General features: G+C 72.4%; 27 protein-coding genes. 13 read left to right on the top strand and 14 right to left on the bottom strand.

All coding sequences use genetic code 11. The features are described 5' to 3' along the window. Positions 1-18 precede the first annotated feature (18 nt). Positions 19-705, top strand: coding sequence for a DUF1707 domain-containing protein (locus ODJ79_RS03135; RefSeq protein WP_263021758.1), 687 nt, complete (start codon positions 19-21; stop codon positions 703-705). Between the two features lie 93 nt (positions 706-798). After that, positions 799-1,614, top strand: coding sequence for an inositol monophosphatase family protein (locus ODJ79_RS03140; protein WP_263021759.1), 816 nt, complete (start codon positions 799-801; stop codon positions 1,612-1,614). A 9-nt stretch (positions 1,615-1,623) separates the two neighbouring features. On the opposite strand, the gene ODJ79_RS03145 is transcribed toward ODJ79_RS03140, so the two are convergent. After that, positions 1,624-1,842 carry a hypothetical protein gene (locus tag ODJ79_RS03145; protein ID WP_263021760.1) on the bottom strand — a complete coding sequence of 73 codons (219 nt, stop codon included), beginning with the start codon at positions 1,840-1,842 and terminating at the stop codon, positions 1,624-1,626. Positions 1,843-1,989: 147 nt separating this feature from the next. Beyond that, a complete protein-coding gene (locus ODJ79_RS03150) occupies positions 1,990-2,748 on the bottom strand; it encodes an alpha/beta hydrolase family protein (protein WP_263021761.1) in 759 nt (252 codons plus the stop codon). Positions 2,749-2,800: 52 nt separating this feature from the next. Here ODJ79_RS03150 and ODJ79_RS03155 point away from each other — a divergent pair, with 52 nt between their 5' ends. Then, positions 2,801-3,568, top strand: coding sequence for an alpha/beta hydrolase (locus tag ODJ79_RS03155; protein ID WP_263021762.1), 768 nt, complete (start codon positions 2,801-2,803; stop codon positions 3,566-3,568). Positions 3,569-3,584: 16 nt separating this feature from the next. After that, a complete protein-coding gene (locus ODJ79_RS03160) occupies positions 3,585-4,445 on the top strand; it encodes an alpha/beta fold hydrolase (protein WP_263021763.1) in 861 nt (286 codons plus the stop codon). Between the two features lie 52 nt (positions 4,446-4,497). Here the strand turns inward: ODJ79_RS03160 and ODJ79_RS03165 are convergent, their stop codons facing one another. After that, entirely contained in the window at positions 4,498-5,133 is a 636-nt protein-coding gene (locus tag ODJ79_RS03165) for an HAAS signaling domain-containing protein (RefSeq protein WP_263021764.1), read from the bottom strand. 238 nt (positions 5,134-5,371) lie between these two features. Here ODJ79_RS03165 and ODJ79_RS03170 point away from each other — a divergent pair, with 238 nt between their 5' ends. Then, positions 5,372-6,256, top strand: coding sequence for an ABC transporter substrate-binding protein (locus ODJ79_RS03170; protein ID WP_263021765.1), 885 nt, complete (start codon positions 5,372-5,374; stop codon positions 6,254-6,256). Positions 6,257-6,283: 27 nt separating this feature from the next. On the opposite strand, the gene ODJ79_RS03175 is transcribed toward ODJ79_RS03170, so the two are convergent. The 8 genes from ODJ79_RS03175 to ODJ79_RS03210 form a co-directional block, all read right to left on the bottom strand. After that, positions 6,284-6,817 (bottom strand): hypothetical protein, encoded by a 534-nt coding sequence (locus tag ODJ79_RS03175; RefSeq protein WP_263021766.1) that lies wholly within the window; start codon positions 6,815-6,817, stop codon positions 6,284-6,286. 139 nt (positions 6,818-6,956) lie between these two features. Next, positions 6,957-7,523: a chloramphenicol phosphotransferase CPT family protein gene (locus ODJ79_RS03180; protein ID WP_263021767.1), complete on the bottom strand. Its 567-nt coding sequence runs from the start codon at positions 7,521-7,523 to the stop codon at positions 6,957-6,959. Between the two features lie 9 nt (positions 7,524-7,532). Continuing rightward, complete coding sequence (locus tag ODJ79_RS03185; RefSeq protein WP_263021768.1) at positions 7,533-8,147, bottom strand: hypothetical protein; 615 nt, start codon at positions 8,145-8,147, stop codon at positions 7,533-7,535. Between the two features lie 109 nt (positions 8,148-8,256). Continuing rightward, a complete protein-coding gene (locus tag ODJ79_RS03190) occupies positions 8,257-9,735 on the bottom strand; it encodes a glycosyltransferase family 2 protein (protein WP_263021769.1) in 1,479 nt (492 codons plus the stop codon). Between the two features lie 227 nt (positions 9,736-9,962). Continuing rightward, positions 9,963-10,673 carry a tetratricopeptide repeat protein gene (locus tag ODJ79_RS03195; protein WP_263021770.1) on the bottom strand — a complete coding sequence of 237 codons (711 nt, stop codon included), beginning with the start codon at positions 10,671-10,673 and terminating at the stop codon, positions 9,963-9,965. 46 nt (positions 10,674-10,719) lie between these two features. Next, positions 10,720-11,433, bottom strand: a complete 714-nt coding sequence (locus tag ODJ79_RS03200) for a hypothetical protein (RefSeq protein ID WP_263021771.1) — start codon at positions 11,431-11,433, stop codon at positions 10,720-10,722. A gap of 5 nt (positions 11,434-11,438) precedes the next feature. Then, the gene (locus ODJ79_RS03205) at positions 11,439-12,095 is read right to left on the bottom strand and encodes a phosphotransferase (RefSeq protein WP_263021772.1); all 657 of its coding nucleotides are present in this window, start codon (positions 12,093-12,095) and stop codon (positions 11,439-11,441) included. A 4-nt stretch (positions 12,096-12,099) separates the two neighbouring features. Then, entirely contained in the window at positions 12,100-12,408 is a 309-nt protein-coding gene (locus ODJ79_RS03210; RefSeq protein WP_263021773.1) for a hypothetical protein, read from the bottom strand. 129 nt (positions 12,409-12,537) lie between these two features. On the opposite strand from ODJ79_RS03210, the gene ODJ79_RS03215 reads away from it, so the two are divergent. Beyond that, positions 12,538-12,960, top strand: coding sequence for a hypothetical protein (locus ODJ79_RS03215; RefSeq protein ID WP_263021774.1), 423 nt, complete (start codon positions 12,538-12,540; stop codon positions 12,958-12,960). Between the two features lie 8 nt (positions 12,961-12,968). Here ODJ79_RS03215 and ODJ79_RS03220 read toward each other — a convergent pair whose 3' ends face one another. Together ODJ79_RS03220 and ODJ79_RS03225 are read right to left on the bottom strand one after the other, a co-directional pair. Further along, positions 12,969-13,784 carry an SAM-dependent methyltransferase gene (locus ODJ79_RS03220; RefSeq protein ID WP_263021775.1) on the bottom strand — a complete coding sequence of 272 codons (816 nt, stop codon included), beginning with the start codon at positions 13,782-13,784 and terminating at the stop codon, positions 12,969-12,971. Positions 13,785-13,834: 50 nt separating this feature from the next. Then, a complete protein-coding gene (locus ODJ79_RS03225) occupies positions 13,835-14,599 on the bottom strand; it encodes a CDP-alcohol phosphatidyltransferase family protein (RefSeq protein ID WP_263021776.1) in 765 nt (254 codons plus the stop codon). Between the two features lie 98 nt (positions 14,600-14,697). Here ODJ79_RS03225 and ODJ79_RS03230 point away from each other — a divergent pair, with 98 nt between their 5' ends. The 5 genes from ODJ79_RS03230 to ODJ79_RS03250 all read left to right on the top strand — a co-directional run bounded on the left by ODJ79_RS03230 (position 14,698) and on the right by ODJ79_RS03250 (position 19,045). Continuing rightward, a complete protein-coding gene (locus tag ODJ79_RS03230) occupies positions 14,698-15,672 on the top strand; it encodes a zinc-dependent alcohol dehydrogenase (RefSeq protein ID WP_263021777.1) in 975 nt (324 codons plus the stop codon). A 5-nt stretch (positions 15,673-15,677) separates the two neighbouring features. After that, a complete protein-coding gene (locus ODJ79_RS03235; RefSeq protein WP_263021778.1) occupies positions 15,678-16,076 on the top strand; it encodes a 6-pyruvoyl trahydropterin synthase family protein in 399 nt (132 codons plus the stop codon). Continuing rightward, positions 16,073-17,137 (top strand): glycosyltransferase family 4 protein, encoded by a 1,065-nt coding sequence (locus ODJ79_RS03240; RefSeq protein ID WP_263021779.1) that lies wholly within the window; start codon positions 16,073-16,075, stop codon positions 17,135-17,137. Before ODJ79_RS03235 ends, ODJ79_RS03240 begins: the two co-directional genes overlap by 4 nt. Then, complete coding sequence (locus ODJ79_RS03245; protein ID WP_263021780.1) at positions 17,134-17,892, top strand: class I SAM-dependent methyltransferase; 759 nt, start codon at positions 17,134-17,136, stop codon at positions 17,890-17,892. Before ODJ79_RS03240 ends, ODJ79_RS03245 begins: the two co-directional genes overlap by 4 nt. A 61-nt stretch (positions 17,893-17,953) precedes the next feature. Then, complete coding sequence (locus ODJ79_RS03250) at positions 17,954-19,045, top strand: lysylphosphatidylglycerol synthase transmembrane domain-containing protein (protein WP_263021781.1); 1,092 nt, start codon at positions 17,954-17,956, stop codon at positions 19,043-19,045. Positions 19,046-19,047: 2 nt separating this feature from the next. Here the strand turns inward: ODJ79_RS03250 and ODJ79_RS03255 are convergent, their stop codons facing one another. Continuing rightward, positions 19,048-19,743 carry a RibD family protein gene (locus ODJ79_RS03255; RefSeq protein ID WP_263021782.1) on the bottom strand — a complete coding sequence of 232 codons (696 nt, stop codon included), beginning with the start codon at positions 19,741-19,743 and terminating at the stop codon, positions 19,048-19,050. A gap of 161 nt (positions 19,744-19,904) precedes the next feature. Here ODJ79_RS03255 and ODJ79_RS03260 point away from each other — a divergent pair, with 161 nt between their 5' ends. Next, entirely contained in the window at positions 19,905-20,546 is a 642-nt protein-coding gene (locus ODJ79_RS03260; protein WP_263021783.1) for a GTP cyclohydrolase II, read from the top strand. 72 nt (positions 20,547-20,618) lie between these two features. Continuing rightward, a complete protein-coding gene (gene recQ, locus ODJ79_RS03265) occupies positions 20,619-22,643 on the top strand; it encodes a DNA helicase RecQ (RefSeq protein WP_263021804.1) in 2,025 nt (674 codons plus the stop codon). Positions 22,644-22,695 lie beyond the last annotated feature (52 nt).

Consider the following 22,695-nt stretch of genomic DNA (forward strand, 5'->3'; position numbering starts at 1 on the left):
GTCTGCCGGAGCCCGCCGTTGAAAGATCAGCGAGTCGGGCACGCCGAGCGCACCCAGGTGCTGGGGCTGCTCGGGAACGCGTTCGAAGCGGGTGTGCTGCCGGTCGGTGAGTACGACGCGCGGGTGGCGGCCGTCGGCGGGGCCACGCGTGCGTCGCAGTTGCGGCTGCAGGTGGCGGACCTCCCGCCGCCGTACGCGTGGGGCGCGGCCGGGACGGGCCTGCCCGACCACCCGCCCGGACGGCATGCGGCCGGGGCGCACCGCCCGCATGCGGCGAACGGTGCGCCCGCGCGGGCGGCGGGGTCGGCCATCTCGGCGGGGTCGGCCGTCTCAGCGCCGGGGACGGCCATCTCGGAGCCGGGGACGGCCATCTCGGAGCCGGGGACGGCCATCTCGGAGCCGGGGACGGCCATCTCGGAGCCGGGGACGGCCGTCTCAGCGGGGAGGCCGGCCGTCTCGGCGCCGCGGTCCGGGCGCGGGGCGCTGATCCTCGGAATCGCGTCGGTGCTGTTCTCGGTGTGCGGCATCGGGCTGGTGCTCGGGCTGCTCGCCGTGATCGCCGGCCGGAGCCGCGGTCCCCGGGCGGGCCGGCCGCGGATCTCGATGGCGCTGGTCGGGCGGGTGCTCGGCCTCATCGGGATGGCGCTGTCGGTGGCGGCCATCGCGGCCGCCTTCGTGGCCTGGCACGGCCGGACCATCCCCTGATGCGTGGTGTTTCCGTCCCCGAAACCGGATGGCAGTCTCGGGTGGGTGGGGTGGAGTGTCCGTTGTTCCCCGTATGCCTGGAGGATGGCCCTGGTGGAAACTGATCTTCAACTGGCCCAGCGTGCGGTGATCTCGGGGGCGGCGGTGGCGTTGCGGTACTTCGAAGCCCTGGACGAGCTGTCGCACGAGCGCAAGGTGGACGGGTCGGTGGTCACCGCGGCGGACCGGGCGGTGGAGACCGCCGTACGGGAGGTGCTGTCGGCGGCGCGGCCGGACGACGCGGTGCTCGGCGAGGAGCAGGGAAACGGGCAGGGCGGGAGGTCCGGGCCGGGCAACGGGCGCCGGTGGATCGTCGACCCGATCGACGGGACGCGGCTGTTCGTGACCGGGGACGATCGCTGGCTGGTGCTGCTCGGGCTCGAGGTGGACGGCGAGATGGTCGTCGGCGTCGCGGCGCACCCGGCGCAGGGGAGCATCTGGTGGGCGGAGCTCGGCGAGGGCGCCTTCGAGGGGCGGATCGTCGGCGGCCGGGCGGTGGCGGCCACCCGGATCGAGGTGGCGGCGGACGGGCCGGACACGCCTTCCGGGTGCCGGCTCTCGGTCGTGCCGGCGGACTGGGAGGCCGAGCTGGTCGCGCCGCTCAAGGCGGTTGCGTCGACCCTGCCGTGGGGCGTTCATCCGGCGCTGATGGTGGCGCGCGGTGAGATCGACCTGGCGATCCAGACGGGCGGGCAGATCTGGGACTTCGCGGCGACGTCGCTGATCGTGACCGAGGCGGGCGGCTCGTTCAGCGGGCTGTCCGGGCGCCCCCGCCCGGAGCCGGGGGCGGCACTGTATGCGCGGAGTCCGGCGCTGCGGGAGGCCGCGCTCGAGACGCTCGGCGGCGCACGCCACGCCCCCACGACCTGAGACTGCGCGCTACCGAGGCTGGTGGGTCTTGCAGCCCGGGCCGGCGGCCACGCCACCGACGATCCGGTACGCGGTGATGTCGCCGTCGACGTACTCGGTCAGGTCGGTGATCCGCACCGGCGCCTTGTCGTTCAGGGCCACGTAGGCGGCGATCGCCGAGTTGACCGTGCGGCAGGTGGCCTGGTTCGCCACCTCGCGGGCCTGCTCCTCCGTCTTCTCGGGGCTCAACGTAGCGTAAGAAACCCCTGCAATACTGACAGTGACCGCGGCGGACATGAGTACCTGGGTTAAATGCACAGAAGCACCCTAAGCCGCATCACGCTAAGTATCGGGCCGTCCGAACGGTCAGGATGATCACCACTCTCGGTGAAAACCCTAAGGATTGTGTACGGCCCGGCGCAGGAACTCGAGGATCGTCCCGGAAATGCGCGGGTAGGCCGGGTTGCCGGGATTGAGGTAGTCCCCGTGCCTACCGCCGGGCACCACCACGAAGGTCTTGTGCCAGGGCAGGGCCCGGTACGCCGCCCGGCCGGCGCCGATCGGCACCGTCGGGTCGGTGTCGCCGTGCACGAACAGCACCGGAACCGGCGCGCCGCCGAACGACGACGCCGGACGGCGGCCGGCGATCGAGATCGCGGCGACGATCCCGGGCGAGTGGCCGCGGCGAAGCAGGCCGAGCGTCGTGGTGGCCCCGGCCGAGAAACCGGCCGCCACGACACGGTCGAGATCCAGGTGCCGGTCGCCGGCCAGCGAGCGCAGCACGAAGGCGGCGTCGGCGGGCTGGTTGCGGATGTCCGCCGGATCGACCTCGACCTTGCCGTTGGTGTGCGGGTAGACCGGCGCGACCACCGCGAACCCGGCCGCGACCCACGTCGAGATGATCGGCGTGAACTGGGCCGGCAGGCCGCCGAGGCCGTGGCTGAACAGCACGACCGGGTGCCGCCCGGCGCCGGCCGGGTACCAGATCGAGGTCTCGAGGGGCCGGGCCGGGCCGCGCGCGAGACGCAGGATCAGCGGCGGCGCCGCGGTGGCGGCCTTCTCTCTTGGGCGCGACGCCGAGACGGCGCCGGCGGCGCCGCTGCCGCACCCGGACAGCAGGGCGAGTGCCAGCACCACCGCACCCAGCCGTCGCATAGGCGCAGCCTAAGGACGTCACGGAAACGGACATATCCCCGTTGTGGTGGCGATGAGACGACGAATCCTGGTAGGAGGCGCCGCAGCGCTCGCCGCCTATGTCGGAGTGGCCGGGTACCGCGCCCGAACGGCGGAGTCGCGGCCGGTCATCCCCTCGGCGCCGCCCGGCGACGAACGCCTCGACCACCGCTGGTCGGCGGCCCGCGGGCGGACCGTCGGGTTCTACACCGCGGTCCCGGCCGGCTACGGCAGCGGGCGCGGCCTGCCGGTCTGCCTGGTGCTGCACGGCGGCTCGAAGACCCCGGACGACTTCGCGGCGCTCGGGTTCGGCCGCTTCCTCACCGACGCGGCCCGGCGCGGCCTGCCCCCGTTCGTGCTGGCCGGCGCCGACGGCGGACGGCTCGGCTGGCGCCCGAACGGCGGCGACGATCCGCAGCGGATGGTCCACGAGGAGATCCCGCTCTGGTGCCGGCAGCGCGGCTTCGACGTCCGGCGGCCGGCGGCGTGGGGCTGGTCGCTCGGCGGGTACGGCGCGTTGCTGCTGGCCGAGGCGTTCCCGGGCTTCCTGGCCGCGGTCGCCGCCCTCTCCCCCGCGGTGACACCGGTCGACGACGCCGACCGGTCGGCGCGGCTGCTGCGCGGCACGCCGGTCGGACTGTGGTGCGGGAAGCAGGACGGGCTGTACGACAACGTGCAAGCGCTGCGCGACCGGCTGCCCGAGCCGCCGAGGGCCGGCAGCTTCGGCGACGGGCGGCACGACTTCGCCTACTGGTCGCGATGCATCCCGGACGCTTTCGACTTCATCGCCGGTGCGTTGTAACGCGATCGTCAACTCCATGACCGACAATGGCCGGATGGCGACCGAGAGTCTGCCGGTCAACGGTATCGAGCTCTGCATCGACACGTTCGGCGAGCCGCAGGACCCCGCCGTGCTGCTGATCGCCGGCGGTGCCAGCTCGATGGACTGGTGGGAGGACGAGTTCTGCCGCCGCCTGGCCGCGGCCGGCCGGCACGTGATCCGCTACGACCATCGCGACACCGGCCGGTCCACCTCGTTCCCGGCCGGCGCGCCGCCGTACTCGGGCGCCGATCTGGCCAACGACGCGCTCGGCGTGCTCGACGCGCTGAACGTCCGCCGGGCGCACCTGGTCGGTCTGTCGATGGGCGGCGCCCTCGCCCAGAAGATCGCGGCCGAGCGCCCGCACCGGGTCCTGTCGCTGACCCTGATGTCGACGGCGCCCGGCCCGGCCGAGGAGAGCGCGGCCACCCCGCAGGAACCGGACCGGTCGTGGGCCGACCGGCGCATCGCGGTGCCCCGCCTGGTCGCCACGGTGCAGGAGATGGGCGGCCCGTTCACCGCCGACGAGCCGCACCTGCGCCGGCTGATGGAGCGGATCTTCGACCGCACCCTGGACATGCCGGCCAGCCAGACCAACCACTGGTGCTGCGCGAGCGGCCCGCCGTTCCGCCACCGGCTCGGCTCGATCGCCGCGCCCACGCTGATCATGCACGGCACGCTCGACCCGATGTTCCCGGCCGCGGAGGCGCACGCGCTCGCGGCCGAGATCCCCGGCAGCCGTCTGGTGTGGCTGGAGGGGGTCGGTCACGAGTTCCCGCCGGCCGCGGTCTGGTCCCAGGTGATCGACGAGATCATCGCCCAGGCGGCGCCGAACCCCGCCGCCGGCGCGTCACGCTGAGCAGCAGGCAGCAGGCAGCAGGCAGCAGGCAGCAGGCAGCAGGCAGCAGAGATCATCGCCCGGGCAGTGCCGAACCCTGTCTCCGGCGCAGCGCGTTGAGCAGCAGCATGCCCGCGGCGAACGAGCCCGCGGTCAGCACGAAGTAGACCAGCAACAGCGCCGCGTCGGTGTGGAACGGCATCGATGCGAAGAACAGCGTCAGGAACACGCCGGCCGCCGCCGACCCCGCGGTCAGCGTCCAGCCGGTCGCCTTCTCCGCGGCGGTGAAGTGCGGGGAGGCGCTGGCCAGCAGCATCCCGCCGACCGGGCTGACCACCGGCACGAAGAGCGCACCCGCGGTGAGCATGCCGACGGCGAAATACTCGGCGACCCCCGCGGCGTGGCCCCGCACCAGCGGCGCGAGCGGCGGCGGCGGAGGCGGCGGGATCAGGGCGGGGAGCCGGATGTGCGCCGGCATCTGCCCGCGCCGGGCGGCCTCGACCAGCGATTCCGGCGGCCCTAACCGCTGCACGATCGCCGCGGCGTCCTCGAGCGGCGCGGCGGCCATCCGCCGGGCCTGGATGTAGTCGGCCACCGTACTCATCAGGTCGTCGCGCAGTTGCGGTGACAGGTCCTCGCTCTGCGCCCAGAGCGCCGCGAGATAGTCGAGAACGATCACATCGGTGTGCGCGAGCGGTGCCGTGCTCATGTTTCTCCCCCATGCTGGTCCGGCGGGTAGCAGTCAGCATCCGCGCCCGCCCCCGCCCGGCACATCCCTCCGTGGACCGACGAGTTCGGGCCCACGCCTCCGACTTTCGGCCGATGTCGATCGCCGCCGCGCGGAGAAACCGGGTTCCTGTTGTTCACGAGGGGATCGACGCTCTCGCCGCGCGCGAACGGCAGCGTCGGGCCCGCCGCACGACGACGGCCAAGGCAGGATGGTGGGCATGCGCCTCGTGTCTCTCCTGCCCTCCGCCACCGAGATCGTGTACGCCCTGGGCCTCGGCGACGACCTGGTCGGCGTGACCTTCGAGTGCGACGAGCCACCGTACGCGCGCGAGCGGAACACGGTCGTGGTCGGCGGCCGCGACACCCGGGGCATGACCCCCGCCGAGATCGACGAGTACGTGAAGTCCCAGCTGACCGCGGGCGGCGACCTGTACACCCTGCACGCCGACGCCCTGGCCGGCCTGGCCCCCGACCTGATCCTCACCCAGGACCTGTGCCGCGTCTGTGCCCTGCCGTCGGACCACGTCGACGCGGCCCTCGACCACCTGGGCTGCCGCGCCGACGTCCTCTCCCTCGATCCGTACACACTCGACCAGGTCCTCGAGACGTTCGCCCAGGTCGGCGAGGCGGCCGGGGTGCCCGACCGGGCCGCCGCGCTGGTGGCGTCGCTGCGCGCCCGGCTGGCTCGGGTCGCGCGGGCGGTCGCCGGCCGCCGCCGGCCGAGGGTGGCCGTCGTCGAGTGGGTCGACCCGCCGTTCACCGCCGGACACTGGGTCCCCGACCTGGTCACGGCCGCCGGGGGCGATCCGGTCGCGGCGCGCGGCGGGTTGCGCTCCACCGAGACCTCGTACGCCGACCTGGCCGCCCCCGACCCCGAGATCGTGCTCGTGACACCCTGTGGCTTCCACCTGGACGGCGCCGCAGCGCAGGCCAGGGCCGTAATCCCGCACTTCCCCGGCGCCCAGATCTGGGCCGTCGACGGCGACGGCCTGGTGGTCCGCCCCGGCCCTCGCCTGATCGACGGCGTCGAGGCGATCGCCGCGATCCTGCACCCGGACGCCGTCCCGGCCCCACCCCCGGGCCGCATCGAACGCGTCGCCTAGGCACGTTGCGGTCGCCGAACCCGACGCCTACGCGGGCAGATTCCTGTAGGCGGTCCCGAGCGCGTCGGCGAGGGCGTCGCTGTTCACGCCTTTGATGGTGATCGTGCAGTCCGTGCTGCCCTTTTTCTTGATCGTCATGCCGATCGCCGTCTTGCTGCCGATCCGATACCGGTCCGGGTTGGTGCCGATCTGCGTGACGCCCAGGTTGGTACGCATGGCGTTCAGCGTCTCGGTGGCGTGACCGCTGCAGTCGACGTCGATGGCGCCGAGCGCCTGGCCGGCAGTGATGATGCATTCGTCCGGGACGGTGCGATCCTGGCTGGGCTTGTCCTGGACCTGGGTGGGCGCCTGCCCCAGCAGACTGGCCATGCCGGCGGCGTCCAGCAGGGCACAAGTGCCGGTGGGCTGCGCGACCGGGTCAGCCGTGGCGGCACCGGCAGCATGACCGTTCGCGGCGGGGCCGGAAGACGCGGCCGGTTTGTCCGAGCTGCCGCTGCATCCGCCCACGAGGAACATCAGGCACAGGGCACCGAGGCGGAAACGGGACGTGCGTGTTTTCATCGGACCAGCCTGACCGCTCGACGAGTGGAACAGGATCGCCTATCGGTATGGTTTGTCCGGATCGTCGGACTAACCCGTATGGTCGACGTTGCCGGCCGTAACCGAGCCGAGCCGCGCCCCGCGAAGGTCGAGACAAGTCTCAGCGATGGCGGCGAGCGCGGAGCCGGTCGAACGCTTTCGGCGACGTCAGCGCGTCGAGGGCGGGCACGATCGCCGCGGCGCACTCGTCGGCGCTGGTGCTCGTGGGGTCCACGACGATGTCGACCTCGCCGATGCCGTAGACCGCCGCCTGGGAACGGGCGAGGCCGACCGGCCGATCTCCGCGAGCGGTCTCCCGCCGGTCGAGCTCGTCCGGCGCGCAGCGGACCTCGACCAGGGTGACGTCGTATCCGTCCAGAGTCGCCAGCAGGTCGGTCAGGCGCCAGCCCTCGCTGAGCGGATAGTCCATGATGACGTCGTTGCCTGCGGAGGCGAGCGCCGCCACGGCCCGGTGGTAGCCCAGGCGAGTCCGCCGGAGCATGTCGGCGATCTCCGCGTCGTCGAGCACGCGGGTGTGAACGGTGGACCGCAGAGCACCGAAAACATCGACGGGAACGAAGAACCACGGGTCGGGCAGCAGCGGAAGCAGCGCCCGGCCGATACTGGTCTTGCCCGAGCTCGAGGCGCCGTTGAGCAGGAGGATCCGACCCGTTCGCGCCTGCGTCACCGGGAAACCCTAGCGGACCGTGGTGCCCGTCGTGTCGTGCCGGGTGACGGTCCAGCCGCGGGCGTCCAGCATGGCGCCCGCCCGCTCGGCCGTCTCGGTCATGTCACCCGCCATCAGCACGCCGGTGATGTCGAGACCGGGCAGCGGCAGCGGGCCGGTCAGCCGGCGGCCGCCGAACCAGGCGATGAGCCGCTCGGTGGCGGGCTGTACCACGGCGACGTAGTCCCGGACGCCACCCAGCCGTTCGAGCCCCACCGTGGCGGTCACGTACAGCAGGAGCGCCAGCAGATCGAGCGACCGGGCACCGCGGGTCGACACCAGCCGCTCGCAGAAGACGACTCGCGGCACCCCGGGTGGCAGCGCATCGATCATCTCGGCCGGCACGTACCCCCATCGCCGGCGGTCGTCGCGCCGGCGTACGACCAGGCGAGCGCTGGCCAGCGGCACCTCACCGTCCCGGCAGAGCATGACGACGCCGTTCTCGTCATCGGCCTCCCAGGAGGGCAAGGGCAGCGGGTACGCGTCGGCCTCGCGCAGTGCGACGACGAGGTCACGGCGGCCGGCCGCGGTGGGGTCCTCGATCCGCAGGACCCGCCCGTTCCGGGCGCCGGTGAAGACCGCCATGCCGGGACCTCTTCCACGTCGCTTCGGCGGCGCGCGCCGCGGCCTCAACAGTCCATAGGGGACGGCAACGATTTCCGGCGAAGCCTAACGAGTCCGCGCAACTCGCCCGTCAGCTCTTGAGCGAGGCAATCAGCATCGACGGGATCCACAGGACGGCGTACGCCGTGATCACCGTACGGGCGGCCGCTCCCGGAGCCAGGTGATAGACGGTCAGGTAGCCAGCCGCCAGGAGCACCAGCGTCACCAGGCTGACGGCGCGGATGCGCCGGGCGGCCCGCACCCGTACCCGGCTCTTGCGGCGGTTGGTTTTCGGGGTGACGAACCAGGGCTGGGCCACGCGGCGGAAGCCCTTGATGTTGGCCACGGAATACGTGTGCACCACCGAGAGCGCTATCCAGCAGGCGGCGGGAATGTAGAGCAGGTTGATCCAGTCGCGCTTTTTGATCGTTGCCACGATCAGCGGCAATGCGCCGCCGAACAATGCCAGCACCATGATGGGTACCAGAATGGCGCCTGCCCGGGACAGCAGAAGATCGTGCTCCAGCCTCTTTCCGAGACCGGCGTGCACGGCGGTCAGAAGTCCCCAGAGGACGGACGCCTCGATGCCGAGCGCGGCGGTGTAATAGGCGTTCTGGCGTAGCAGGCTCAGCTTGGTGCGCAGGTCGAGTCGCGAGCGCAGGACGGGCAACAGGTATTCCTTGAAGGTGCGGGCCGAGCCGATCGCCCAGCGTTCCTGCTGCCGGCGGAACGCCTTGTAGTTCGGCGGCACCTCGCCGACGTTGGCGACACCCTCGAGGTAGACCCCGCGATAGCCGGCCAGGTAGAACCGGTTGGACAGGTCGATGTCCTCGGTGAGGTGCCCGGCCCGGAAGCCGCCGACGGCGTACAGGGATCTCAGGTTGAACATGGCGCAGCAGCCGGAGAACAGGATCATGTGACCGAGGCGCTGCCGCCCGGCGAGGTCGACGAGGTAGCAGGCCTCCTCGTTGATCGCCAGGCAGCGCTGGAAATGATCGGCGCGCCCGTGGTGGTACATCCGCTTGGTCTGCACGTACCCGATGGTCGCGTCGGCCTCGATCACCTCGAGGCAGCGTTCGACGGCGTCGGCCTGCGGACGCCAGTCCGCGTCGAGCAGGTACATGTAGTCGAAACCGCGCTCGCGCAGGTATTTCTCGAGGGTCTTCAGGTTGCCCGCCTTGAAGCCGACGTTGTCCGCGCGGTGAAAGACGACGAAGCCGTCGGACTCCCACAACTCGATGTCGGTGTCGGCGTATCGCGCACCCTCCACGGGCACGCACCCGCGCTCCACGGCCAGCCGCCGCAACAGCGCGATGGTCGCCGGATCCTTGGAGTCGTCCCCCACGATGATCGTCTTGTGGGGGTAGCTGAGGCGTTCACACCCGGCAATGGTGTCGGCGAGAACCTCGCGTTCGTTGAACGAAACCACGACGACGGCGACCCGCGCTCCCGGCCGGGGCTTGACCGTAGGCAGCCGCACGGGCGACAGCGCGGCCACCGAGTACGCATAGTTGTATACAGCAAAACAGACGAAATAAATCAGCAGCAGCAGGGATACGGTTTGCAGCACGGTGGAGACCATGGTGGGGTGAGGACGCCCTTCGTCGACACGATCGGTTTACCGCCACGTTTCCGGTTCTTTTCCCAGGAAACGAATCCGAGATGTCCGCAAAGGACTCCCGGAACGGCGATCGTAGGGGCGAACGCGTCAGCGTGTTGTCCCGAAGAGCAATTCTGTGACCAGCGTCAATGGTTAACAACAAGGCAATGAAAAGATGCCTATTTCGGGGCGCGGGCTCAGATCTGTGCTCTGGCCTGCTCGATGTGGCTCACTATGGCGTGCGCACCATGCGCGCCGGCGATGGCGTTCGCCTCGTCCAGCGTGGCGAGCGCCTCCGCGCGACGGTCCTGCGCGGCCGCGATGTAGGCCAGCCCGATCATGTTGGACGCCACCCCGGGCAGTGCCCCGATCTCCCGGCGCAGCCGCGACGACTCCTCCAGCCGCTCGCGCGCCTCGTCCAGCCGACCGGCCCGGTGTGCCGCGATGCCCAGGTGCCGCAACGCCTCGGACCGGGTCGACCTGTCGCCGGTCTGCTCGGCCAGCAGGCAGGACCGCTCCAGGTACGGAACCGCGGTCTGGTCGTCACGCCGGATGAACTGGTGCAGGCAGCCGATCCAGAACAGCGCCTCGGCCTCGCCGCGCGGGTCGCCCAGCGCCCGGTACGACGCGAGCGCGCGCTCGAACAACGGCAGCTCCGCCGGATCCTCCGCGGGCGACGAACCGGGCGACGAACCGGACGACGAACCGGACGACGAACCGGACGACGAACCGGCGCCGGTGGACGCGGCCTGAAGCCGAGCATGCAGAATCAGTCCACGCGCCAACGCCGCATCGGCCTCGACGGCGTCCAAGCCCTGTTCGGCGTCGCTCAGCGCGCTGGTGTCGCCGCCGTACACCGCCCGTTCGTAGGCCTCTCTGGCCCGTTCGATCCGATCGTCGATGCTCATCGCCGCCCCCGCCGCCATCGCCGTCGCCTGCAGGCCACCGTGGCCCTCATCCGGCCGAGTGCTTCAGGTAGCGCAGACCCTTCTTCAGAAAGGTACGCGGATTCGTGTCCAGGAAGCGTCCCCAGGCCGGGTCGGTCTCGCCGCGCATCCACGCGTACCGCGCCAGCGCGTACCCGAACATCGGCTCGGTGAGGTAGCCGAGCCGGCTGGCCGACCAGCGGCCGGCGGTGCTGGCGAACTCGAGCGAGGCGTTCGCCGCGAACAGCCCCACGCCCAGATAGACCGTGAGCAGGTCGGTCAGCGGCTCCTGGTCGGGCCGGTCGTGCGCCACCCGGCCTTCGCCGAGCAGCCGCGCGTGGGCCAGCTCGTGCGCGATCGTCGCCACCAGAAGGCGGGGACTGCCGGCCAGCGACTCCTCGAGCGAGACGACCGCCTTGCCGTCCACGGTGCGGTAGTGCCCGGCCGCACCGGACCAGGACGAGGCCGCCCCGATCGCACGGGCGAGCGCGTCGTCGCGACCGGTCTCGTGAAACTCGACCACGATCCGATCGACGTCGACGCCCATGTACGAGCACACCGACGCGACCGCGGCACGCACCTCGTCCGGCGAGCCGGTGAAGACGCCGGGGAAGTAGTCGTCGGTCGGCAGCACCACCGGCCGGCTCAGCCACCGGTCACCGAATTGGACCCGGAACCATTCCATGTTCTCGTCGATCCAGGCCTGCTCCGCGGCGACCACCGGGCATGTCGGCTTGAACACGGGCCCTACCGAACGCCGGCCCGTACCCGGGCGGCGGCGTCACCGATCATCGCGATCTCGTCCGGCGACATGGTGAGCTGCCGGCGGCGGAAGGCGGCCGCGTCGTCGAGCAGGCGCACCGGATCGCCCGGGGCCAGCTCGAGGAACCGGTCGAGCATGGCGTGGACGGCCCCGCCGAGCGGGTGCTCGATCGAGCCGATCGCCACCTGGGCGAGGATCAGCGCGGTCAGCGCCGTGTCGAGATCACCCGGGCCGTCGCCCGCGTTCCGCCAGTCGATCACCACCGGACCGCGGGCGGTGAGCAGCACATTCTCCGGATGCAGGTCGAGGTGGATGACCGTCTCGCCACCGCCGTCGCGGGCCGGTAGCTCGTGCAGCCGCCGTAGCAGGTCGGCGAGCATGGCGGCTCCCTCGGCCAGGCCGAGCCGGCCGGCCAGCGCCGCCTCGGCCATGGTGGGGCCGTGCAGGCGTTCCATCACCATGTCCGCGCCGTCCGCCGAGTACACGGCCGGCACCGGGTAACCATGGGCGGCCGCGTACGCCATGATCTCGGCCTCCCGCGCGGTGTCCGCGCCGGTGCGGTAGCGCCGCAGGACCCGACCGCCGTCGAGCAGGAAGACGTCGGCCTCCCGGCCCGCGGCGAACGGATGCTGCACAGGCATCGCCTCAGACCCAGTGCCGCCGCTCGGCGGCCTCCAGGCGCAGCGTACGCAGGCCGGCCAGGTTCACGGCGAGAGCGTCCCGGATCGCCGCGCAGGTGAGGCAGTCGTCCTTGCCGCAGTCGTCCTCGTGCGCGGACGCGATACTCACCAGCGCCCCGAGAGCCGTGCCCGCGGCGTACGCGCTGCGGCCCTGCTCGTCGAGATGGTGTACGTCCCGCAGCCGGTCGGCGACCTCGGCGGGGGTGACCCCGAACCGGTGGGCGGCCTCGTCGGCACGGTGGATGGTGTGGTCGAGGGCTTGCACGGTGTCCAAGACGACTCCCCGTCACATCGTGTGCACGTACCGATCACGGTATCGATCGGCGGCGCGGGCCGGGATCATCCGGAGAGCCGACCCGAACGGGGTTACCCTGCGCCGGTACCCCTGGGCTAGCCTGTCGCCGTGCATGCGCCGCTGATCGCCTCCGCCGTGGTGACCGCGGCCTACCTCGTCGGCTACCTGGCCCTGTCGCTGGCCTACGACCGACGCCTGGACGCGCGCCTGCGGGCCGCTCTGGGCCGGCGGCTCGGCGCCGACGTGGCCTGGACGCACCACGCCGGGTGGGCCGACCCGTTCAGCGACGCGACCTCGGCGGCCTACGAGGGCTGGGGCACCGACGCCGGGCCGGTCAAACGCCTCGTCGTCAGCGTGGCGCACCTGGCGGTCATCGTGCTGCTCGGCGTCGGCCCGATCGTGGTGTACCTGCTGGCCACCTTCGCCGGACTGCTGCATCCGCTGGTCGCCTGGGTGGCGCTGTTTCTGCTGCTGCCGATCTTCGGGCTGTTCTGGGCCGGCCGCTTCCGGCCCCGCAGCGGCCGGCCGTAACAACCGGCTCAGCGGCGTCCCACCGCGGCTGCCTGCCAGCGCAGTTCCTCCGCGCCGTCGTCCGGCCGGGCGTCGTCCGGCGCGGATCCCGGCGGCCGCCAGCGCGGCAGCAGCTCCAGGCCCGGCCCGATCAGCTCGAAGCCCTCGAAGAACGGCAGGATCTGCTCGGGCGTACGCGGGTACCACGCGGGCGCCCCGGCCGCCTTGAGGATCCGGCCGATCTCGTGCGGCCGCGGGTCGTCCAGGATGTGCGAGATCACCAGGTAGCTGCCCGGCGCCATCCGCTCCCGCAGCCGGCGCAGGATGCCGGCCGGGTCGTCCTGGTCGCCGATGAAGTGCAGGGTGGCCACGACCAGCACGGCCACCGGCCGGTCGAAGTCGATCAGCGCGCGCACCTGCGGATCGTCCAGGATCCGGCCCGGCTCGCGCAGGTCACCGTGGATGTACCGGGTGTTCCGGTCGACGGCGAGCAGCGCCTGGCCGTGCGCCACGGCGAGGGGGTCGTGGTCGACGTACACGACCCGGCTGTCGGGTGCGGCGGCCCTCGCCACCTCGTGCACGTTCTGCCGGGTCGGCAGCCCCGAGCCGATGTCGAGGAACTGCCGGATGCCCGCCTCGGCGGCCAGGTAGCGCACGGCGCGGACCAGGAAGGCCCGGTTGGACGCGACCATCTGCACCGATTCGGGAACCGAGGCCATCATCGCCTGCGCGGCCGCCCGGTCGACCTCGAAGTTGTCCTTGCCACCGAGGTAGTAGTCGTACATCCGGGCGACGCTCGGCCGGCTCGCGTCGACGCCGGTGGCCCGGGAGGGGTCGGGTGCCATGACACCATCCTTCCGGGTACCGGGGACGTGCGTCCAATGAGTACGGTGCCCTAGCCGACCAGGGCGGGCTGGGCCGGTGCCGACCAGCGCAGCCGGGCGGCGGCCCGCACCCGCGCAGCCTGGTACAGCCAGCGGGTGTCCCGCCCGAACGACCAGGTCAGCGACGCCAGCGCGACCAGCAGCGCGCCCTGGGCCGCCACCTCCGGCAGCAGGTTCGCGGTCACCAGCGCCAGCACGACCCCCTGCAGCGCCGCCACCACCTTGCGCGAGAACCGGGGCGGCAGCGCCGCGTTCAGCCAGGGCAGCGCCCACGAGGCCGCCACGAACAGATAGCGGTACGCGCCCAGCGCCACCGTCCACCAGCCGAAACGGTCACCGGCGTACACGCTCAGCACCAGGATCAGGAACGCGTCGATCTCCATGTCGAAGCGGGCGCCCAGCGCCGTGGTGTTCCCGGTCCGCCGGGCCACCTGGCCGTCCACCCCGTCGAGCGCGAGCGCCACGCCGGCCACCGCCACCAGGGCCGGGGTGCTCACCGGATGGGTGAAGGAGGTCACCACCAGGGCGGTCACCCCGCCGACCAGGATCGCCCGGGACAGCGTCACCGTGTTCGCCGGGCCGAGCGCCACCATCCCGGCGCGCCGCAGCCCCGCCCCGAGCAGACCGCAGAGCACCAGGCCGTACGCCGCGCCGGCGGCCAGAGCGCCCGGGGTGAGCCCGAGCGTCAGCGCCAGGGCGGCCAGCAGGAGAACCTGGGCCGCGAGACCGACCATCGGTCCCCGGGTCGGCGCGATCGGCGTCGCTGCGAGTGTCACCGTTCCTCCAGTGCAAGATCGGCTGCGTATGGTTACCGCTGTCAGCGCTTAACACGCGCGGCAGCGACGATCGGTTCAGCAGTTGAGGAGACCGCCCCATGTCGGGTGACGCACGGGCATTCTGGCTCGCCTCCCCCGGACGGGGTGAGATCCGCGCTCTCCGCGTCCCGCCGCCGACCCGCGACGAGGTGCAGGTCCGCACCCTGCACAGCGGGGTGAGCCGGGGCACCGAGACGCTGGTCTTCGCCGGCCGGGTGCCGGCGAGCCAGTGGCCGCACATGCGGGCCCCGTTCCAGGAGGGCGACTTCCCGGCGCCGGTGAAGTACGGCTACCTGAACGTCGGCGTGGTCGAGCAGGGACCGGACGATCTCGTCGGCCGGACGGTCTTCAGTCTGTACCCCCATCAGACCCGCTTTAACGTGCCCGCCGAGGCGGTCACGGTGGTGCCGGTGGACGTGCCCGCGCACCGGGCGGTGCTGGCCGGCACGGTGGAGACCGCGGTGAACGCGCTGTGGGACGCCGCCCCGCTGATCGGGGACCGGATCGCGGTCGTGGGCGGGGGCATGGTGGGTGCCTCGGTCGCGGCCATCGCCGCGACAATTCCGGGCGTACGGGTGCAGCTCGTCGACATCGATGCATCCCGCGCGGAATTGGCCAAAACGCTCGGCGTCGAGTTCGCGCATCCGGACGCGGCGCTGGGCGACTGCGACATCGTCGTGCACGCCAGCGCCACCTCGGCCGGCCTCACCCGGTCGCTGGAGCTGCTCGCCACCGAGGGCACCGTCGTCGAGCTCAGCTGGTACGGCGACAAGCAGGTCAGCGTGCCGCTGGGCGAGTTCTTCCACTCCCGCCGGCTGACCGTCCGGTCGAGCCAGGTCGGCGGCATCGTCCCGGGCCGCGGGCGAAGTTACGGTGAACGTCTGGCGCTGGCGCTCGCCCTGCTGGCGAACCCCGCGTTCGAGGCGCTCGTCACCGGCCGTTCGCGCTTCGACGAGCTGCCCGAGGTGATGCCGCGGCTCGCGGCGGGTACCCTTCCGGCCCTGTGCCATGTGATCGACTACCCCGAGGAGTAGGCATCTTGTTCAGCGTCACCGTCCGCGATCACATCATGATCGCGCACAGCTTCACCGGCGACGTCTTCGGACCGGCGCAGAAGCTGCACGGCGCCACGTTCGTCGTCGATGCCACTTTCCGCCGTCCCGAGCTCGACGACGACAACATCGTCGTCGACATCGGCCTGGCGAGTCAGGAGCTGCACGCGATCTGCGGCGGCCTGAGCTACCGCAACCTCGACGACGAGGCCGACTTCAAGGGCGTGAACACGTCCACCGAGTACCTGGCCAAGGTGATCGCCGACCGGCTCGCCGCCAAGGCGGCCGCGGGCGACCTCGGCGCGGGCGCGGCCGGGCTGACCGGCATCGCGGTCACGCTGCACGAGTCGCACATCGCGTGGGCCTCGTACGAGCGAGATCTGTGAGCTCTCCGCTGTGGGCGGTGCTGCCGGGCTCGATCGACGACCCGGCGGCGCCGAGCGGCGGCAACCGCTACGACCGGGTCGTCCTCAACCTGCTGTCCGGCGCGGCTACCCCGCAGGACGGCCAGACCGTGCCGACCCGGCCGGTCTACGAGGTGGCGGTGGACGGCTCGTGGCCCCGCCCGGCAGACGAGGACCGGGAGTCCCTGGCCCGGGCGTTGTCCGACATTCCCGACGGTGCCGACGTGCTGCTCGACGGCCTGGTCGCCTGCGGCGTGCCGGAGGTCCTGGCCCCGCACAAGAAGCGCCTGCGCCTGATCGTCCTCGTACACCTGCCGTTGAGCGACGAGACCGGCCTCTCCCCCGCCGAGGCCGCCGACCTGCGCGCCCGCGAGCGCACCGCCCTCCACATGGCCGCGACGGTCATCGCCACCAGCGACGCCGCCGCCCAGCACCTTTCCGATCTGCACGAGTTGTCCCGGCCGGACGTCAAGGTCGTCGAGCCCGGCGTCTCCCCCGCCGAGCCGGCCGTGCCGGACGAATCCGGAGCTCGCCTGCTCTGCGTCGCCGCCGTCACGCCGCGGAAAGGCCAGGACCTGCTGGTCACGGCCTTGGAGAAAGGCCTCTCGGATCTCGCGTGGACGTGCGTGCTCGCCGGCCGGGTGCTCCGGCCCGTGCCGCACACCAGCCGGAACATCCGGTTCGTCGGTCCCTTGCACGGAACGGCGCTGGACAATGCGTACGGGAAATGCGATGTGCTCGTCTTTCCGTCGCGCAACGAGACCTACGGCATGGTGGTCACCGAGGCCCTGGCCCGCGGCGTCCCGGTGATCGCGACCGCGGTCGGCGGCGTCCCCGAGGCCCTCGGCGTCGCGCCGGACGGCACCCGCCCCGGCCTGCTGGTCCCGCCGGACGACGCCCGGGCCCTGGCCGCTGCCCTGCGTGCCTGGCTCACCGACGCCGACCTGCGCGTCCGGCTGCGCGCGGCCGCCCTGGCCCGCCGCGCCACCCTCCCGACCTGGGACGACACCGCACGACGACTGAGCGAGGTGCTGGACAATTGACCGGGGAATTCAGCGAGAGCTGGCTGAGCCTGCGCGAGCCGGCCGACGCCGCCGCCCGCAGTGCCGAGCTGGCCGGGATGCTGCCCGAGGGCATCCACACCGTACGTGACCTGGGCTGCGGCACCGGATCGCTGGCCCGCTGGCTGGCCCCGCTGCTGCCGGGCGCGAAGCGGTGGATCCTGGTGGACCGCGACCCGGCGCTGCTCGCCCACGCCGCCGCGATCACCCCGTTCCCGGTGGAGACCGTCCAGGGCGACGTCACCGAGCTGACCGCCGCGGACCTGGCCGAGACCGACCTGGTCACCTGTTCGGCGCTGCTCGACCTGCTGACCGCCGGCGAGGTGGACCGGCTCGCCGGGGTCTGCGCCGAGGCGCGCACGCCCGCGCTGTTCACGCTCTCGGTGGCCGGCGAGGTCCGCCTCGACCCGGCGCTTCCGGAGGACGCGGCGATCGAGGCGGCCTTCAACGAGCATCAGCGCCGCACCGTCGGCGGCCGGCGGCTGCTCGGCCCGGACGCGCCCGCCGCCGCGGCGGCCGCCTTCGAGCGGGCCGGCGCCACGGTGATCACCCGTCCGAGTCCGTGGCGGCTCGGCCCCGACCAGGCAGCACTGACCGCCGAATGGCTGCGCGGCTGGACGGCAGCGGCCGTCGAACAGCGCCCCGACCTGCGCCTCGACCGTTATCTGAGTGATCGGGCCGGTGATCCGCCGACGGCCTCGATCGGGCATGTTGATCTTTTGGCGATCTTCGGCTGAACCCTTTGTGCCCGTCCCGGCGTACTAGGGGAAGACGGGCAAACAGAGGGGGACGGCGAACGTGACGCGATCGATCTGGCCATGGCTGCGGCTGCTGGGTGGGGCCGGCATCCTCGTGGTGCTGCTGTGGCGGCTCGGCACCGGCGCCTTCCTCGACGGCCTGCGCGTGCTGAACCTGCCGATGCTGGCCGTGGCGTTCGTCATCGGCGTGGTCACCACGCTGTTCAGCGCCTGGCGCTGGTGCCTGGTGGCCCGCGGCCTGGGCCTGCGGCTCGGCCTGCGGGGCGCGGTCGCCGACTACTACAAGGCGCTCTTCCTCAACGCGGCGCTGCCCGGCGGCGTGCTCGGCGACGTGGACCGGGCCGTCCGGCACGGCCGCGACGAGGGCGACGTCGGCCGCAGCATCCGGGCCGTGGTGCTGGAACGCACGGCGGGCCAGATCGTCCTGGTCGGCGTCGGCGTGACCGTGCTGCTGTCCGTACCCTCGCCGGTCCTGACCCTGCTGGAGCGGCACGGAGCGGTGGCCGCCGTCGTCACCGCGGGCCTCGCCGCGGCCGCGGTCCTGATCCTGCTGGCCTGCCGCAGCCTGCGGCAGGGCGGCTCCCGGCTGGCGGCCGGCGTGCGCACCGGTATCGCCGAGATCCGCACCGGCCTGCTGGCCCGCCGCAACTGGCCCGGCATCACCCTCGCGTCGACCGTGGTCCTGGTCGGGCACCTCGCGACCTTCGTGGTCGCCGCCCGCGCCGCCGGCTCCACCGCCTCGCTGCTGCGGCTGGCCCCGCTGATGCTGCTCGCGCTGCTGGCCATGTCGCTGCCGCTGAACATCGGCGGCTGGGGGCCGCGCGAGGCGGTCACCGCGTGGGCGTTCGGCGCGGCCGGCCTCAGCGCGACGCAGGGCCTGACCGCCGCGGTCGTCTACGGCGTGTTCGCCTTCGTGGCCGCCCTGCCGGGCGCCTTCGTCGTGCTGGTCCGGGCGGTCCGCCCGCTTGCGGTGGATCATGCGGTACGGGTGGCGGCGCCCGTCTCACCGGCGCCTGCCCTCTCACCGGCGCCCGTCGTCTCACCGGCGCCCGTCGTCTCACCGGCGCCCGTCTCACCGGCGTCCGCCGGCTACCTGGCACCGCAGCGTGAGCTGGCCCGCACGGGCGCCTGATGTCACCGATCTTCGCTGAACCGGTCGGAGAGGGCGTACCGCAGGAGCACGACGTCGCCGATCTGCCGCACCCCGGCCAGCCGGGCGCGGTGGCCCGGTCCCCACGGGAACTCGCCGTCGCCGACGAACCGCGGGGCCCGGGAGTCGCCGACGAAGAACGGCGCGACCACCAGCTGCAGCTCGTCGACGAGCCCGGCGGTGAGGAACTGCGTGTGCATCGTGCCGCCGCCCTCGACCATCAGGCGCCGTACGCCCCGGGCGGCCAGGTCCGCGGTCACCAGATGCAGGTCGACCGGGTCGCCGCCGTCGATGACGGTGGCCACCTCGCCGAGCCGCTTGCGGGCGTCCGGGCAGGTCGCGCTGGCACAGTAGACGAGCTTGTCGACGTCGCCCAGGGTGAAGAACCGAGCGGTCGGCTCGATGTCGCAACTGCCGGTGACGGTCACCTTCACCGGGTGTGGCGGCTCGCCGCGCGCCGCGCGGGCGGCCTGCCGTTCCGCCGAGCGCACCAGCAGGCGCGGGTCGTCCTGCCGGATGGTGGTGGCGCCGACCAGGATCGCGTCGCAGCCTGCCCGCACCTCGTCGACCCGGTCGAAATCGGCGTCGTTGGAGAGCAGCAGCCGCTCCTGCGCGGCGTCGTCGAGGTAGCCGTCGATGGACATGCCGCAGCTCAACAGCGTGTAAGGACGATCAGCCACCGATGACGCCTCCAGTAGAGCGACGATCGTCACCCCGGTCGAACAGTTGCGTACAAGATAATCCGCGCGACGATGACAAGCACGTTCGCAACCTGTTGCGTTCCGGGAACCTCGGCGGCGGGCATAGACCAGCGGGGAACCAACGAGGAGGACCGATACCGATGGACAAGGCCAAGGTGCGTCAGCAGGTCACCGTGCCGCTGCGCTTCTCGGACGGATATACGACGACGGCGCGCGTGATGACCTTCGACAACCTGGTCGACGGCAAGGAGCACATCGCACTCGGCCTCGGCGACTGGCAGCGGGCGCTGACCAAGTCGGCGGCCGGCGGGCGGGCGCCGCTGGTCCGCCCGCACAGCGAGTGCCTGACCGGTGACGTGTTCGGCAGCCAGCGCTGCGACTGCGGACCGCAGCTGCGCGAGGCGGCCGAGCGGATCACCGACCAGGGCGGCTTCCTGCTGTACCTGCGCCAGGAGGGCCGGGGTATCGGGCTGTACGCCAAGCTGGACGCCTACGCGCTGCAGGACGCCGGCCTGGACACGTACGAGGCGAACGTGGCGCTCGGCCACGGCGAGGACGAGCGGGACTACACCGCGGCCGCGCAGATGCTGCTCGCGCTCGGCGCCGACCGGGTCCGGCTGCTCTCCAACAACCCGGACAAGGCGGTGCAGCTGGAGTCCTGCGGCATCGAGGTGGCGCAGCGGATTCCGACCGGCGTGCACATGTCCGCGGCAAATGTCCGGTACCTGGCCACCAAGGCCACGCACACCGCGCACACGATCGAGCTACCCCTGGCCGAGTAGCCGGGGGTTATCCACAGGGCGCCGCCGAATGTCGGCCGGTCTCTCTACTATCGCGGGGTGACTTCGGCTCCCATGGTTCCCGCGTCCGCCGCCACCGATGTGCTCAACCGCGTCTTCGGCTATCCCGCCTTCCGGGGCAGCCAGGGCGAGATCATCGAGCACGTGGTGGCCGGCGGTGACGCGCTCGTGCTGATGCCGACCGGCGGTGGCAAGTCGCTGTGCTACCAGATTCCCGCCCTGGTCCGCCCCGGCACCGGCGTGGTCGTGTCCCCGCTGATCGCCCTGATGCAGGACCAGGTCGACGCGCTGCGCACGCTCGGCGTCCGGGCAAACTTCCTGAACTCCTCGCAGGACTACGAGGAGCGGCGCATCGTCGAGGCCGAGTTCGTCAACGGCGAGCTGGACCTGCTGTACGTCGCGCCCGAGGGTCTCGGCGTGCCGGCCACCCAGCGGCTGCTCGACCGCGGCAAGATCTCACTGTTCGCGATCGACGAGGCGCACTGCGTGTCGCAGTGGGGCCACGACTTCCGCCCCGACTACCTCGGCCTGTCGATGCTGCACGAGCGCTGGCCGGAGGTTCCGCGCATCGCGCTGACCGCGACCGCCACCAGCGCCACCCGGGAGGAGATCGCCACCCGCCTGCAGCTGACCGGCGCGCGCCACTTCACCGCGAGCTTCGACCGGCCGAACATTCAGTATCGGATCGTCGCCAAGGCCGAGCCCCGGCGTCAGCTGCTCGACCTGCTGCGCGGCGAGCACCCGGGCGACGCGGGCATCGTCTACTGCCTGTCCCGCGCCTCGGTGGAGAAGACGGCCGAGTTCCTGGCCCAGCAGGGCATCCCCGCGTTGCCTTATCACGCGGGCCTCGACAGCCGCACCCGCGCGGCAAACCAGTCCCGGTTCCTGCGCGAGGACGGCCTGGTCATGGTCGCGACGATCGCCTTCGGCATGGGCATCGACAAGCCCGACGTCCGGTTCGTGGCCCACCTCGACCTGCCCAAGTCGGTGGAGGGCTATTACCAGGAGACCGGGCGCGCCGGGCGCGACGGGTTGCCGTCGACCGCCTGGCTGGCGTACGGGCTGCAGGACGTCGTGCAGCAGCGCAAGATGATCGAAAGCGCGGACGGCGACGCGAACTTCCGGCGCAACGCGTCGCAGCACCTCGACGCGATGCTCGCGCTGTGCGAGACGGTCTCCTGCCGGCGGGCCCAGCTGCTCGCGTATTTCGGGCAGACGGCCACGGCGGGCGGCTGCGGGAACTGCGACACCTGCCTGACCCCGCCCGAGTCGTGGGACGGAACGGTCGCGGCGCAGAAACTGCTCTCCACCGTGCTGCGGCTGCAGCGCGAGCGCGGGCAGAAGTTCGGGGCCGGGCAGTCGATCGACATCCTCGTCGGCAAGCAGACCGACAAGGTGTGGCAGTTCCGGCACGACGAGCTGTCCGTCTTCGGGATCGGCGCCGACCTGCGCGACCAGGAGTGGCGCGGGGTGGTGCGGCAGTTGCTCGCGGCGGGCTACCTCGCGGTCGAGGGCGACTACGGCACGCTGGTGCTGACTGGCACCAGCGCGGAGGTGCTGCGCGGGCAGGTCAAGGTGATGATGCGGCGGGAGGCGCCGAAACCGGCCCGGCAGCCGCGGGCCCGCACCTCGACCCCGGCCGCGGCCGCGGCGGCCGCCGACTTCCCGGCCGAGGCGGCGCCGGATTTCGAGCGGTTGCGCGCCTGGCGGGCGGCCACGGCGAAGGAGCAGGGCGTCCCGGCATACGTCATCTTCCACGACGCGACGCTGAGGGCGATCGCGGCGCTGCGGCCGACGTCGCTCGCGCAGCTGGGCACGGTGAGCGGGGTGGGGCAGAGCAAGCTGGCCAAGTTCGGCCAGCAGGTGCTCGACACGCTCGCCGAAAGCGACTCCACGCCCGCCCCGCCGGCCGCCGCAGCCCCGCCGGCGACGGCCGCGCGATCCGCCCCGGCCACCGCGGCCCCACCGACCGGGGCCGCGCGATCTGCCCCGGCCGCGGCGCCTGCCCCCGACGATTACCTCTGGGCGACCGACGAGGAGCCGCCGGACGAGGAACCGCCCTACGACGACTACGCCTGACCGCCTGACCGCCGCGCCGCCCGACCGCCGCGCCGCCCGACCGCCGCGCCGC

The organism is Actinoplanes sp. KI2, assembly GCF_025630775.1.
In the GTDB taxonomy this organism is placed as follows: domain Bacteria; phylum Actinomycetota; class Actinomycetes; order Mycobacteriales; family Micromonosporaceae; genus Actinoplanes.

What these genes read in the sequence shown, in the direction of transcription:
- ODJ79_RS03150 (WP_263021761.1), bottom strand. Translation starts at nt 2,748, where the DNA reads ATGCGACGGCTGGGTGCGGTGGTGCTGGCACTCGCCCTGCTGTCCGGG.
- ODJ79_RS03155 (WP_263021762.1), top strand. Translation starts at nt 2,801, where the DNA reads ATGAGACGACGAATCCTGGTAGGAGGCGCCGCAGCGCTCGCCGCCTAT.
- ODJ79_RS03160 (WP_263021763.1), top strand. Translation starts at nt 3,585, where the DNA reads ATGACCGACAATGGCCGGATGGCGACCGAGAGTCTGCCGGTCAACGGT.
- ODJ79_RS03165 (WP_263021764.1), bottom strand. Translation starts at nt 5,133, where the DNA reads ATGAGCACGGCACCGCTCGCGCACACCGATGTGATCGTTCTCGACTAT.
- ODJ79_RS03170 (WP_263021765.1), top strand. Translation starts at nt 5,372, where the DNA reads ATGCGCCTCGTGTCTCTCCTGCCCTCCGCCACCGAGATCGTGTACGCC.
- ODJ79_RS03175 (WP_263021766.1), bottom strand. Translation starts at nt 6,817, where the DNA reads ATGAAAACACGCACGTCCCGTTTCCGCCTCGGTGCCCTGTGCCTGATG.
- ODJ79_RS03185 (WP_263021768.1), bottom strand. Translation starts at nt 8,147, where the DNA reads ATGGCGGTCTTCACCGGCGCCCGGAACGGGCGGGTCCTGCGGATCGAG.
- ODJ79_RS03195 (WP_263021770.1), bottom strand. Translation starts at nt 10,673, where the DNA reads ATGAGCATCGACGATCGGATCGAACGGGCCAGAGAGGCCTACGAACGG.
- ODJ79_RS03205 (WP_263021772.1), bottom strand. Translation starts at nt 12,095, where the DNA reads ATGCCTGTGCAGCATCCGTTCGCCGCGGGCCGGGAGGCCGACGTCTTC.
- ODJ79_RS03220 (WP_263021775.1), bottom strand. Translation starts at nt 13,784, where the DNA reads ATGGCACCCGACCCCTCCCGGGCCACCGGCGTCGACGCGAGCCGGCCG.
- ODJ79_RS03230 (WP_263021777.1), top strand. Translation starts at nt 14,698, where the DNA reads ATGTCGGGTGACGCACGGGCATTCTGGCTCGCCTCCCCCGGACGGGGT.
- ODJ79_RS03260 (WP_263021783.1), top strand. Translation starts at nt 19,905, where the DNA reads ATGGACAAGGCCAAGGTGCGTCAGCAGGTCACCGTGCCGCTGCGCTTC.
- recQ (WP_263021804.1), top strand. Translation starts at nt 20,619, where the DNA reads ATGGTTCCCGCGTCCGCCGCCACCGATGTGCTCAACCGCGTCTTCGGC.